11 protein-coding genes are annotated in these 12,094 nt (G+C 69.4%); 5 read left to right on the top strand and 6 right to left on the bottom strand.

Features of this window, described 5'->3' with window-relative positions:
- Positions 1 to 4 precede the first annotated feature (4 nt).
- The 3 genes from TSO352_RS12750 to TSO352_RS12760 all read right to left on the bottom strand — a co-directional run bounded on the left by TSO352_RS12750 (position 5) and on the right by TSO352_RS12760 (position 2,854).
- Positions 5 to 817 carry an ABC transporter permease subunit gene (locus TSO352_RS12750; protein WP_109107699.1) on the bottom strand — a complete coding sequence of 271 codons (813 nt, stop codon included), beginning with the start codon at positions 815 to 817 and terminating at the stop codon, positions 5 to 7.
- A gap of 102 nt (positions 818 to 919) precedes the next feature.
- Positions 920 to 1,843, bottom strand: a complete 924-nt coding sequence (locus TSO352_RS12755) for a LysR substrate-binding domain-containing protein (RefSeq protein WP_109107700.1) — start codon at positions 1,841 to 1,843, stop codon at positions 920 to 922.
- A 21-nt stretch (positions 1,844 to 1,864) separates the two neighbouring features.
- Positions 1,865 to 2,854 (bottom strand): ABC transporter substrate-binding protein, encoded by a 990-nt coding sequence (locus tag TSO352_RS12760; protein ID WP_109107701.1) that lies wholly within the window; start codon positions 2,852 to 2,854, stop codon positions 1,865 to 1,867.
- A gap of 455 nt (positions 2,855 to 3,309) precedes the next feature.
- On the opposite strand from TSO352_RS12760, the gene TSO352_RS12765 reads away from it, so the two are divergent.
- From TSO352_RS12765 to TSO352_RS12780, 4 genes are read left to right on the top strand one after another with little or no spacing between them, the layout of a single operon-like run.
- Positions 3,310 to 4,290 (top strand): VOC family protein, encoded by a 981-nt coding sequence (locus TSO352_RS12765; protein WP_109107702.1) that lies wholly within the window; start codon positions 3,310 to 3,312, stop codon positions 4,288 to 4,290.
- 30 nt (positions 4,291 to 4,320) lie between these two features.
- Positions 4,321 to 5,841: a bifunctional 3-(3-hydroxy-phenyl)propionate/3-hydroxycinnamic acid hydroxylase gene (locus TSO352_RS12770; protein ID WP_109107703.1), complete on the top strand. Its 1,521-nt coding sequence runs from the start codon at positions 4,321 to 4,323 to the stop codon at positions 5,839 to 5,841.
- Between the two features lie 2 nt (positions 5,842 to 5,843).
- On the top strand, positions 5,844 to 6,686 hold the full coding sequence (locus TSO352_RS12775) for a fumarylacetoacetate hydrolase family protein (RefSeq protein ID WP_109107704.1): 843 nt from the start codon (positions 5,844 to 5,846) through the stop codon (positions 6,684 to 6,686).
- A gap of 35 nt (positions 6,687 to 6,721) precedes the next feature.
- The gene (locus tag TSO352_RS12780; RefSeq protein WP_109107705.1) at positions 6,722 to 7,543 is read left to right on the top strand and encodes a DNA-binding transcriptional regulator; all 822 of its coding nucleotides are present in this window, start codon (positions 6,722 to 6,724) and stop codon (positions 7,541 to 7,543) included.
- Here TSO352_RS12780 and TSO352_RS12785 read toward each other — a convergent pair.
- A complete protein-coding gene (locus TSO352_RS12785; RefSeq protein ID WP_109107706.1) occupies positions 7,520 to 8,152 on the bottom strand; it encodes a carboxymuconolactone decarboxylase family protein in 633 nt (210 codons plus the stop codon). The two genes, TSO352_RS12780 and TSO352_RS12785, sit on opposite strands and share 24 nt — an antisense overlap.
- A 263-nt stretch (positions 8,153 to 8,415) precedes the next feature.
- Here TSO352_RS12785 and TSO352_RS12790 point away from each other — a divergent pair, with 263 nt between their 5' ends.
- Positions 8,416 to 9,744: an MFS transporter gene (locus TSO352_RS12790; protein ID WP_109107707.1), complete on the top strand. Its 1,329-nt coding sequence runs from the start codon at positions 8,416 to 8,418 to the stop codon at positions 9,742 to 9,744.
- Positions 9,745 to 9,766: 22 nt separating this feature from the next.
- Here TSO352_RS12790 and TSO352_RS12795 read toward each other — a convergent pair whose 3' ends face one another.
- Together TSO352_RS12795 and TSO352_RS12800 are read right to left on the bottom strand one after the other, a co-directional pair.
- Complete coding sequence (locus tag TSO352_RS12795; RefSeq protein ID WP_109107708.1) at positions 9,767 to 11,218, bottom strand: APC family permease; 1,452 nt, start codon at positions 11,216 to 11,218, stop codon at positions 9,767 to 9,769.
- Positions 11,219 to 11,252: 34 nt separating this feature from the next.
- The gene (locus TSO352_RS12800; RefSeq protein WP_247872067.1) at positions 11,253 to 12,086 is read right to left on the bottom strand and encodes an ABC transporter permease subunit; all 834 of its coding nucleotides are present in this window, start codon (positions 12,084 to 12,086) and stop codon (positions 11,253 to 11,255) included.
- Between the last annotated feature and the right edge of the window lie 8 nt (positions 12,087 to 12,094).

Below are 12,094 nucleotides of genomic sequence, written 5' to 3' on the forward strand. Positions count from 1 at the left end.
CGGGTCACTCCTTGATGAAGGCCGGTCGCCAGATCAGCGCCGAGCGTTCGACGACGCGGACGATCAGGTCGGCGAGCAGGCCGAGGATGGCGTAGACGATCAGGGCGACGATGATCACGTCGGTGCGCAGGAACTCCCGCGCCGTCATCGCCAGATAGCCGATGCCGCTGGAGGCGTTGATCTGCTCCCCCACCACCAGGCTGAGCCACGCCACGCCGAGCGCGTAGCGCAGGCCGGTCAGGAAGGCGGGCAGGGCACCCGGCAGGATGACCTGGGCGATCAGCTCCCACCGGGTCAGGCCGAGGGTGGAGACGGCCTCCACCACCTTGGCGTCGACGGTGCGGATGCCGGCGAACAGGTTCAGGTAGATCGGAAAGGCGGTGCCGAGCGCCACCAGGGCGATCTTCGGCGTCTCGCCGATGCCGAACCACAGGATGAACAGCGGCACCAGCGCCAGATGGGGCAGGGTGCGCAGCATCTGCAGCAGCGCGTCCAACGCATCCTCACCCCGTCGCGACAGGCCGGCGATCAGGGCGCAGAGGGTGCCGGCCGACACGCCGATGGCCAGCCCGGCGCTGACCCGCCCGAGCGACACCAGCAGATGCACCGCCAGCTCGCCGCTGGCCGTCAGCTCCCAGAAGGCGACCAGGACCTGACTGGGCGACGGAATGGAACGGGTGGAGATCCAGCCCAGTCCGACGCTGGCCTGCCACAGAACCAGCAGCGCCAGCGGCACCGCGCAGCGGCGCAGGCCTGCCGCGAGCCGGATTGGGCGGGATCGCCGTCCCGGTGTCGTGGTCGCGGTGGTTGCCGTCATGTTTCCCCCGAAGCCGTTCGACGTGGTGGCTGTGGAAGAAAGCATATCCCTATTGCGAGAATAGGAAAAACAAAAAACACAACAAGGAATGTTGAGAAAAACTTAAGTAACTATTTCATTCTGTAGTTTATGAGGTTGGCCGTTGGCGAGCATGGCGTCGAGGGAGTCGGTCAGGATCCCGCACAGGCGGTCCACCGCCGGGCTGGCCGCCGACGGCGCGCGGTGCAGTTCCAGCGGAACGGCGCCCAGTTCCGGCAGGCTGCAGCCGGGCCCCAGGATCGCCAGCGTGTCCGGCAGCCCCAACGGCGTGCGGACCGTGACGCCCAGCCCGGCCTCCACCGCCGCCCACAGGCCGGACAGGCTGGGACTGGTGAAGGTGATGCGCCAGGATCGCCCGCCGCCGTCGAGCCGGTCGATGCCGTGCTGGCGGAACATGCAGGGCGCGTCGAGCAGGGCAAGCGGCAAGGGGGTGTCCGGATCGGCGCGGAAGCCCTCCGGCGCGACCCAGGCCACCGGCAGATGGGCCAGCGTCGCCGCACCGCTGGCGGTCGCGGTCAGGCCGATCTCGCCGAAGGCCAGCGCCAGATCGAGCGCCCCCTGCGCCACCCGGTCGCGCAGTTCGCGTCCGCGGCCGACCTGGGCCACGACATGGATGCGTGGGTGGGCGCGGTGGAAGGAGCCGAGCACGGCCGGCAGCCAGCGTTCCGCCAGATCCTGCGGGAAGCCGACCCGCACGGTGCCGTCCATCGCCCGGCCGCGCGCCGCCGACAGCGCCTCGTCGTTCAGGGCGACGATGCGGCGGGCGTAGCCCAGCAGCAGGTCGCCGGCATCGGTCAACGCCACGGTGCGGCCGGCCTTGCGGAACAGCGGCTGGCCGACCTGCTCCTCCAGCTTCTTCATCTGCAGGCTGATCGCCGACTGGGTCCGCCCCAGCCGCTCGGCGGCGCGGGCGAAGCCGCCATGCTCCATGGCGATCACCAGCGCCCGCAGCACGTCCATGTCGAGGTTGGTGGGAAGCATCGCCATGCGCGCCGCGTCCCCGCGCCGTCAGGCTGGCAGCGCGCTGTTGAAGCCGGGATCGAAGATCGCCGCCGCATCCAGCCGTTTGGGAATGATGCCGAACTCGCGCCAGACATCGGATGTGGCCTGCTGGTCGCCGATGACCGTGCCGTCGATGGCGACCGGCTGGGCCCGCTCGACGCCGAAGGTGTGGCGGGCGATGGCGGGATCGACGCCGACCGCCTTGGCCCAGATGTCGGCGTAGGCGGTGCTGTTCTCCAGCGCCCACAGCCGGGCGGCGGCGGTGCGGCGGATCAGGTCGGCCAACGCCTCGCGCTTGCTGGCGACCGCCTCCAGCGTGGCGGTCTGATAGGACAGGCCGCTCATCAGGCCGGTGCCGGTGACGACCGCGCGGGCGCCGTCGACCAGCAGGGCCTGCGACACATAGATTCCCCAGCTCGACCATGCGTCGATCGAGCCGGCGGCCAGCGCCGACTTGGCGTCGGACGGCAGCAGGAAGGCGATCCTGACGTCATCGGGCTTCAGGCCGTTCGCCTTCAGCGCGGCCAGCACGAGGTAATGGCCGATGGAGCCGCGCCCGGTGCCGATGATCTTGCCCTTCAGGTCGGCGACGCTGCGGATGGATGATGCGCCGGGCACCAGGATGGTCGTGCTCTGCGGGTTGGAGCGCACGGCGCCGATGATCTTCGCTGCGGTCCCGGCGGCCAGCGCGAAGGTGGTCGGCGCGTCGCCGGCGTAGCCGACCTCGATGGCGCCGGCGTTCAGCGCCTCCAGCAGCGGGGCGGCCGCCGGGAACTGGCTCCACTCGATGCGGTAGGGCAGGTCGGCCAGAAGCCCGGCCGCCTCCACCACCGACTGCACGCCGCCCTTCTGGTCGCCGACCTTCAGCACCGTGCCGGCCGGAATGGCCGCCCGCGCTTCCCGCACCGACAGGGGCGAGAGCCCGGCGGCGAGGGCGCCAAGCCCGAGGCCGAGAGCGTGGCGGCGCGACGGGGAAAAGTGATGGCTGAGGCTCATGATGGTCTCCTGCGGAGCGGGGCTCCGGGAAAAGGTCAAGGCGGGGGTCTTGCGGCCGGTTCGACGACATCGCCGAGGCCGCGCGTGATCCGGGGCGTTTTTGAGCGCCCGCCGAGGCAATAAGAACAGTTTGGATACGTCAAATCACATCTATTCCCTATATGAAAATAGGAAATTAAGTCGACGTCAAGCGTGAGCCTCCGCGAGGGGTGAGGTTTTTCATCGATGACCCTCCGCCCATGGCTGCCCGTTGCCGCCGATCGCGCGGTCTTCGACCTCCCGGCGAGCGTGTCGTGTGGAGGTGTTCCCAGGTGCCGGCAGCGGCCCGGAGCAGTCCCATCCGCTCGTCAGCAACCCTGATTGTCCGCTAGGCGGACACGTGGGGAAATCAACAAGGCGTCGGTCGTCGGCCGCTCTAAAAACGGGGACACAGCTTGCAGCGGCAGGAGGCGGCCATGGCGGTTACGGCGTTGGGATATCTTGGGGTGCGCTCGGACAGGCTGGACGACTGGTCGGACTTTGCCGGCCGTCTGCTCGGCATGCAGACGATCGACCGTGGCGGCAAGGCGCTGGCCTTCCGCATGGACGATCGGGTCCAGCGGCTCCTCGTGTCCGACGAGCCCGGGGAGACGCTGGCCTTCATCGGCTGGGAGGTCGCGGCCCGCGACGATCTCCAGAGCTTTGCCGCGCGTCTCGACCGCGCCGGAATCCGCGTGTCGCCGGGAAGCCGCGCGCTGGCCGACCGGCGCTTCGTCGAGGCGCTGATCCATTTCGAGGATCCTGCCGGCAACCGGATCGAGCTGTTCTGGAACCCGATGCGGGCGACCGATCCGTTCATCCCCGGCCGTCCGATCGACGGGTTCAACACCGGACCGCTGGGCATGGGGCACGCCGTGCTGCATGTGCACGACATCGACACGCTGCTGCCCTTCTACCGCGACCTTCTCGGCTTCCGCGTCACCGACTACGGGCTCACGCCCTATCCCCTGTATTTCTTCCACGTCAACGGCCGCCACCACAGCTTTGCGATGGTGGGATCGGGCCGGGCGGGCTTTCACCATTTCATGGTCGAGTTCAAGAACCTCGACGACGTCGGGCAGGGACTGGACCTGGCCCAGCGGGAGGACGGCCGCGTCGCCTACACGCTGGGTCGGCACGCCAACGACTACATGACCTCCTACTACGCGCATTCGCCCTCGGGCTTCTTTGTCGAGAACGGCTGGGGCGGGCGGGTGATCGACCCCGCGACCTGGGAGCCGCAGGAGACCTTCGACGGGCCGAGCTTCTGGGGCCACGAACGGCTTTACCTGGCCGAGGAGGCCGGACGGGCCCGGCTGCGCGACATGCGGCTGGAGGCGGCGCGGAACGGCCGGCGCGCCCCGCCGGTGGCGGACTGCCCCTGGCTCTTCGGCGAACTGGCCGGGCAGGGGCGCTGATCCATGAACACAGAACCAAGGGAGACCGGAATGGAGACGAACCGACCGGACGAGGAGGATTTCGACGTCGTCATCGTCGGATTCGGCCCCGTCGGGGCCACGCTGGCGCATCTGCTCGGCCTGCATGGGGTGAGGACGCTGGTGCTTGAGCGTGAATCGGCGGCCTACCATCTGCCCCGCGCCGTGCATTTCGACGACGAGGTCATGCGGGTCTTCCAGACGATCGGGCTTGCGGACCGGATCGCGGCGCGGACACGGGTCAATCCGGGGATGCGCTTTCTGGACGCCGACGGTCGCTTGCTGCTGGACTGGCCGCGCCCGCAAGAGGTCGGGCCGCAGGGCTGGCACGCCAGCTACCGGGTCCACCAGCCGGATCTGGAGGCGATCCTGCGCGACGGCCTCGCCGCGCGCGACGATGTCGAGGTGCGGACCCGCTGCGACGCCTTCGCCATCGAGGAGCGGGGCGACCACGTCCATCTCCGCTACGAGGACATGAGCCGCGGACGCATCCACCGCGTCCGCGCCCGCTACGTCGTCGGCTGCGACGGGGCGCGGTCGCTCGTCCGCCGCTTCATCGAAACCGGGATGGAGGATTACGGCTTTCACGAGCGCTGGCTGGTGGTCGACGTCCTGCTGACGCGTCCGAAGCCGGAACTGGGCGACCACTCCATCCAGCATTGCAACCCGGCACGTCCGGCGACCTATGTGCGGGGGCCGGAGAACCGCCGGCGGTGGGAGATCACCGTGCTGCCCGATGAGAACAGCGCCCGGATCGCCACGGCACCGGAGGTGTGGAGGCTGCTGGCCCCCTGGATCACACCCGACGAGGCGGAGCTTGAACGCGCCGCCGTCTACACCTTCCATTCGCTGATCGCCGAACGCTGGCGGCGCGGCCGCCTGTTCCTGGCCGGCGACGCCGCCCACCAGACGCCGCCCTTCATGGGACAGGGGATGTGCGCCGGCATCCGCGACGCGGCGAACCTCGGCTGGAAGCTGGCGCTGGCGCTTGACGGCCCGGCCGGCGAGTCGTTGCTCGACAGCTACCAGAGCGAGCGTCACCCGAACGTCCGGGAATACATCACCACCGCCGTCCGGCTGGGCCGCCTGATCAACACGAGCGGCACCGAAGCGGCCTTGCGCGCCGCGTTCCGCGCGCCGGACGGCGCCGCGCGGATGGAGTCCATTTATCCGCCGCTCGGGCCCGGGCTCGGCACCGGCCCCCAGGCCGGCCGGCTGTTCGGACAGCCGCGGCTCGCCGACGGGCGACGGCTGGACGACGTGACGGGGGCAGGGGCGGTCCTTGTCGCCGAACCCGCGCTGGTCGCCGGCCTGCGCGTGCCGGCGACGGTCGCGCTCGTCACCACGGCGGATGCGCCCGACGCTGCCGGCCATCTGGCCCGGTTCGGCGCCCGCGCCGTGCTGCTGCGGCCCGACCGCTACATTCTCGGCACCGCCGAAACGGCGGAAGGCCTTGCCGACCTCCTCGCGGCGCTGCCGCTGTCATTCACCAAGCTGTCATCCGCCAACCTGCCAGAACCGGAGATGGTCTGACCATGAAGCTTTGTTCCTTTTCCATCGACGGTGTCGCCCGCTACGGGATCGTCACCGAGCGCGGTGTCGTCGATCTCGCCCGCCTTGTCCCCGAAGCGACCCTGCGCGACTTCATCGCCGCCGGGGGGATCGGCCGCGCCGCGGCCCTGGCCGATGCGACGCCCGACCATGCCCCGGACGAGGTGACGTTCGAGCCGGTGATCCCGAACCCGGACAAGATCCTCTGCGTCGGCTTGAACTACCACGACCACGTCCAGGAGACCGGCCGCACCGTCACCGCCAACCCGGTGCTGTTCGCGCGCTTCGCCGGCAGCCAGATCGGCCATGGCCAACCGCTGGTCAAGCCGCTGGAGTCCGACGAGTTCGACTATGAGGGCGAACTGGCGGTGATCATCGGCAAGGGTGGCCGGCGCATCCCGGCGGCGCGCGCGCTGGAGCATGTGGCCGGATACGCCTGCTACAACGACGGCTCGGTGCGCGACTGGCAGCGCCACACCTCGCAGTTCATGCCCGGCAAGACCTTCGCCGGAACCGGCGGCTTCGGTCCCTGGATGGTGACGACGGACGAGATCCCCGATCCGTCGCGCCTGACCCTGGTCACCCGCCTGAACGGCGAGGTGGTCCAGCGGACGACGACCGACCTGATGATCACCGACGTGCCGACGCTGATCGCCTATTGCTCGACCATCCTGCCGCTCCTGCCGGGCGATGTCATCGTGTCCGGCACGCCGGGCGGGGTCGGGGCCAAGCGGACGCCGCCTTTGTGGATGCGGCCCGGCGATGTGGCGGAGGTGGAGATCTCCGGCATCGGCATCCTGCGCAACCCGGTGGTGGCGGAAGGGTGATCCCCACCTGAGCCGGCACCGTGCTAGGATCGCTCATGGCTTTGGACGAGGGACCGGAACGGAATGGGGAGGCGCGCGACGCGGTGCGCGCGCTGACCCGCGGCCTGAGCATTCTGCGTCACGTCAACGCGGTGGGCGAGGCCCGCCCGGGCGGCATCGCCCGGGCGCTCGGCATTCCGCGCCCGACGGTCTACCGTCTGCTGCAGACCCTGGAGGAGCAGGGCTACGTCGTCATGTCGCCGACCAGCAATCAGGTCCGGGTGACGCGGCTGGCGGCGAGCCTCGGCGACGGCTATGCGGTCACCTCCCGCATCTGCCAGGTCGCCGGCCCGCTGTTCGGCGAATACGCCCCGCGCATCGTCTGGCCGCTCGACATCAGCGTCTACGAGAATGCGGCGATGGTCATCCAGGAGACGACGCACGGCCGCAGCCCGCTGTCGATCGACCGCGGCATGACCGGCTGTCGCCTGCCGATGCTGCGGACCTCGGCCGGACGCTGCTATCTCGGCCACTGCGATGCGCGCGAACGGGACCTGATCCTCGACCACATCCGCCGTCTGGACGACCCGGAGGATGTGCCGTTTCTCGACAGCCGCACCCTCGGCGGCCTGCTCCGCGACGTCGCCGCGCGCGGGCTCGCCGTCCGCGACGCCGGGGAGTTCCGGCCGCAGACGGCCAGCATCGCGGTGCCGGTGATGGTCTCCGGCACCATCGCCGCATCGCTTTCGGTGATCTGGATCCGCAGCGCCATGACGCTGGACCAGGCGCTGGCCACCCTGGAGGCGCCGCTTCGCCAGATCGCGGCGCGCATTTCGGCCGTGCTGGACACCGACTCAGCCGATCGGACGATCGGCTAGCTGCGCGGCGACGTCCTCGTCGAGCGGCGTGTCGAAGCTGCCGACGATGAAGGCGAGCGTGCTGTAGAGCCCGACGGTTGCGATCACGTCGAACACGCCCGCGGTGCCGACCAGCGCCGCCAGTGCCTCGCGCACCGGCGGCGAGAGGCGGGCGTGGTCGATCAGGTCGTCGACCGCGCGGACGATCACCGCGTCCTCGGGGGCCATCGCCTCCGGCTCGCCCCGGATGCCGAGGATGCGGGCGTCGTCCAGGCCGCAGGCGCGGCCGCGGCAGACGTGGTGCGCCCATTCGTAGGACGCCCCCAGCCGGTGCCCGGTGCGCAGGATCGCAACCTCGCTGCGCTGCGGGCCGAGCGCGTTCCGCACCACCACATGGTCGCGAAACGCCGCCCAGGAGCGCAGCAGCGCCGGGTTGTGGGCCATCACCCGATAGACATTCAGCCGGCCGGCAAAGCCGCCCAGCATGTCGGCCAGCTCCGGCGGCCACTCGGCATCCGACAGTGGCGGGTAGGGGGCATCCGGGGAGGCAGCCTCCCGCGGGGTGCCGCCTACGGTACCCTGGTCGCCCGCAGCCGGCGGCGTTGCGCTCGGCGTTGTTGTTCTCGTCATGTGTCTCCACCCGTCATCCGGTTCATGGCGTCGGCGAGGATTGTTCCACGTCGCGGTCGCCGGCAAAAACCGAATTGACGGCGTCCGCAGGCCGGACACTCCGGCGCATCCAGCGGGCACGCGGGCGGACTGTCCGCAGGGCGGACACATGGAATACACGGATCGTCCGGATCGCGAATCTTCTGTAAGCCTATGAAAGACCCCGAACCATCCCGGGGCTCCGACGTGGTTTGGCAAAAAAAGCACAGGAAGGGACGAGCAGCATGCCACAGGCAACACCAACGACCGAAGCGGCACCCACCCCCCGTCTCAACCGATCACAGTGGCGCGTCATCGGGCTCGCGAGCCTGGGCGGGTCGCTGGAATACTACGACTTCATCATCTATGGCATCTTCGCGCAGTACATCGCGAAGCAGTTCTTTCCGGCGGGCGATGCTTACGTCTCCCTCATCCTGTCGTTTTCGGTCCTGGCTCTGGGGTTCCTTGCCCGGCCGCTCGGCGGCATCGTGCTCAGCACCCTCGGCGACCGCTATGGCCGCCGTCCGGTGTTCCTCGGGTCGTTGGTCTGCACGACGGTGTCCACCATCCTGATCGGCCTGCTGCCCTCTTATGAAACACTGGGGTTGGCGGCGCCCCTCATCCTGGTCGGCCTGCGGCTCGTCCAGGGAATCTGCCTGGGAGGGGAGTTGCCCGGCGCCCTGACCTACGCGGTGGAGGCGGCGCCGCAACGATCGGGCCTTGCCTGTGGCTTCATCATTCTCTGCGTCAACGTCGGCGTGCTGGTCGCCACCCTGGTCAATCTCGGCATCCAGTACGCGCTCCCTCCTGCCGACGTCGCCTCCTACGGCTGGCGCATCGCCTTCCTGCTCGGCGGGTTCATCGGGTGCGTCAGCTACCTTCTGCGCCGCTCGCTGGAGGAGTCGCCGGAATTCCTGCGCATGCATTCCCGCGCCAGGAACCCCATCCGCGAGCTGCTGCGGGAGCATTGGAACGCCGTGCTGACCGGCGCCGGGGTGGCGGCGGTGGTCGGCGGCTTCAACGGGATGCTGTACGGCTTCGTCCCCGCCTACCTCGTGCAGACGCTCCATTACAGCCCGTCGCAGACGGCGCTGGCGATGATGACCGCGCTTCTGGTCAGCTCGGCCGGCCTGATCGTTGCCGGGTGGGTGGGGGATTACCTCCCGCGTCATCTGGTGCTGCGGGTCGGCTCCGGGCTGCTGATGGTGGCGGTCGTGCCGATCTGGTCGCGGATCGCCGCCGGCAGCGATCAACTGATCCTCCTGATGGCGCTGCTGTCGCTGGCGTTCGCGATTTCGAGCGGCATATGGCCGAGCATCCTCGCCAACCTGTTCCCGACGCGGGTCCGCTTCAGCGGGATCGCCCTGTCGTACAACGTCAGCATCACCGTCCTGTCCGGCTTCGCGCCGCTGGCTGCGTCCGCGATGATCGGGTGGAGCGGCATGCCGTCGGCACCGGCGGTCTACATCGCGGCCTGCACCCTGTTGACCTTTGCCAGCACCTTCGCCAGCCGGAGGACCGATGCTGGCCCGTCGGTCATGGTGGCTGCCGAGGCCTCACCGGAGGCGGTCTAGCCGCGTTGCGGAACCATGGCGTTCAGGCTCTGCCGAGCCCCAGTCGCGCGTGCCGTTCGGGGCTGCGCCTGCGCAGGGCGGCGGCGCGCAGGATACCGGCGAGGCCGGCCGCCGGCAGAAGGGCGGGCAGGGCCCAGGACAGCGGGCCGGACTCGCCGGTCAGCACGTCGAAACGCAGCACCGCCAGCACCAGCACGGCGGAGAGCAGCAGCCCGGAGGTCGCCGGCAGCAGCAACGCGCCGAGGACACCCTGTTTCAGCTCCGGGCGCGCCTGGAAGAACCGCACCACCGCGAAGGAGGTCAGGGCCATCAGGGCGATGACGCAGAGCGTGGCGAGGTTGGTGAGCCAGGAAAACAGGGTGAGCAGCGGGTCGGACCCGGCGATGACGAAGGCCGTCATGACGACGAAGGCGATGCCCGTTTGCAGCAGCGACCCGGCATGGGGGCTGTTGTGCACCGTGTGGGTCCGGCCGAGGATGTCCGGCAGCAGCCCGTCACGGCCGATGGAATAGAAGCAGCGGGCGGCGGCGTTGTGGAAGGCCAGCAACCCGGCATAGACGCTGCTGACCAGCAGCGCGCCCATCGCCAGGGACAGCCAGGGACCGGCGTAACGCTCTGCCAGGGAAAAGGTGAACAGCGTCGGATCGGGAAGGGCGGCGATGGTGTCGACCAGCGCCCCGGCGCCGGCGCCGACCACCATGCACCAGGAGGAGAAGGCGTAGAACCCGCCGATCAGCAGGACCGACAGGTAGGTGGCGAGCGGGATTGTCCGCTCGGGAGTCCTGGCCTCCTCGCCATAGATCGTCGTCGCTTCGAACCCGACGAAATAGGCGAAGCAGAACAGCATGCCGATCGCCGGCGCTCCGCTGGTCAGCGCCGATGCGGTGAAGGGCACCATGGTCGGCCCCGCGTCGCCGCCGCTCCTCAGGATGAACAGGTCGAGCAGCAGGACCACGGCGTATTCGCCGATCACCAGCAAGCCCAGCAGCTTGGCCGACAGGTCGATCCGGCGGTAGCCGAAGATCGCAATGGTGACCATCGCGGAATAGGCCCAGACCCACCAGGGCAGGTCAATTCCGCTCACCTGCTTGACGAACCCGGCGGTGGCCACGCCATGAAGCCCGTACAGCCCGACCTGCATGGCGTTGTAGCCGAGAATGGCAAGCGCCGCGCCGGCCGCCCCCGTCTGGCCGCCGAACCCGCGGGCGATGAGGGCGTAGAAGCCACCGGCATGGGTGACATGGCGCGCCATCGCGGTGTAGCCGGCGGAGAAGACCAGCAGGATGGCGATGACGATCAGCAGCAGCGACGGCAGGCCGGCGCCGTTGCCCAGCATGAAGCCGATCGGCATGCCGCCGGCCACGGCGGCGAGCGGGCCGGCGGCCGAGATGACGAAGAACACGATGAAGCCGACGCCCAGCGCGCCTTTCCTCAGGTCGTTGGAGGACGCAGGCCCCTGAACCGGTGCCGTCATCCGGTCATCTCCGGATGACCGATCCGGCGGGGCGTCAGGTCACCGACCGCTTGCCGCGGCCGACGATCTGGGTCGGGTTGACGAAGCGCAGGGCGATGATCAGCCAGACCAGCGTCGTCGCCATGTAGAGCACCGCCATCGCATCGATCGACTGCACCGCGCGCACGCCGGAGGCGAACACGGCGTAGTAAAGCGCCACCACCAGGGTCTGGCTGCCGGGACCGGAAACCAGGAAGGTCAGCTCGAACATGCCGATGGTCCGGACCAGCACCAGCAGCAGCGCCGCCAGCACGCCCGGCATCAGCATCGGCACCAGGACATGGACGAACATCTGGAAGATGTTGGCGCCGAAGACGCGGGCCGCCGCCTCGGTGCGGGGATCTATCTGCTCGATGAAGGGGATCATGACCAGCACCACGAAGGGAACGGTCGGCACCAGGTTGGCCAGGATCACGCCGGTCAGGGTGCCGCCCAGGCCCGCCTTGTACAGCACCGTCGCCAGCGGGATGCCGTAGGTGATCGGCGGGACCAGCAGCGGCAGCAGCAACAGCAGCATCACCGCCCGCTTGGCCGGGAACTCCCGCCGCGCCAGCGCATAGGCCGCCGGAACCCCGAGCAGGCCGGACAGCACGACCACGGCGCCGACCGCCTGGAAGGTGACCCACAGCACGTCGTCCAGCTGGAACTCGTCCCAGGCGGCGAAGTACCAGCGCGTGGTGAAGCCGGCCGGCAACCAGGTGCCGAGCCAGCGCGTCGCCACCGAGGAGGTCACCACCGAGGCGATCAGCCCCATCAGATTGACCAGGAACAGCCCGATCACCGCCCAGACGGCGAAGACCCACAGGCGGGACATCACGGATTTCTGCACGACCGCCT

Source organism: Azospirillum sp. TSO35-2 (genome assembly GCF_003116095.1).
Classification (GTDB): domain Bacteria; phylum Pseudomonadota; class Alphaproteobacteria; order Azospirillales; family Azospirillaceae; genus Azospirillum.

Bases quoted from the DNA above. Each gene is read 5' to 3' on its own strand.
- TSO352_RS12750 (WP_109107699.1), bottom strand. From the start codon at position 817: ATGACGGCAACCACCGCGACCACGACACCGGGACGGCGATCCCGCCCA.
- TSO352_RS12755 (WP_109107700.1), bottom strand. From the start codon at position 1,843: ATGGCGATGCTTCCCACCAACCTCGACATGGACGTGCTGCGGGCGCTG.
- TSO352_RS12760 (WP_109107701.1), bottom strand. From the start codon at position 2,854: ATGAGCCTCAGCCATCACTTTTCCCCGTCGCGCCGCCACGCTCTCGGC.
- TSO352_RS12765 (WP_109107702.1), top strand. From the start codon at position 3,310: ATGGCGGTTACGGCGTTGGGATATCTTGGGGTGCGCTCGGACAGGCTG.
- TSO352_RS12770 (WP_109107703.1), top strand. From the start codon at position 4,321: ATGGAGACGAACCGACCGGACGAGGAGGATTTCGACGTCGTCATCGTC.
- TSO352_RS12775 (WP_109107704.1), top strand. From the start codon at position 5,844: ATGAAGCTTTGTTCCTTTTCCATCGACGGTGTCGCCCGCTACGGGATC.
- TSO352_RS12780 (WP_109107705.1), top strand. From the start codon at position 6,722: ATGGCTTTGGACGAGGGACCGGAACGGAATGGGGAGGCGCGCGACGCG.
- TSO352_RS12785 (WP_109107706.1), bottom strand. From the start codon at position 8,152: ATGACGAGAACAACAACGCCGAGCGCAACGCCGCCGGCTGCGGGCGAC.
- TSO352_RS12790 (WP_109107707.1), top strand. From the start codon at position 8,416: ATGCCACAGGCAACACCAACGACCGAAGCGGCACCCACCCCCCGTCTC.
- TSO352_RS12795 (WP_109107708.1), bottom strand. From the start codon at position 11,218: ATGACGGCACCGGTTCAGGGGCCTGCGTCCTCCAACGACCTGAGGAAA.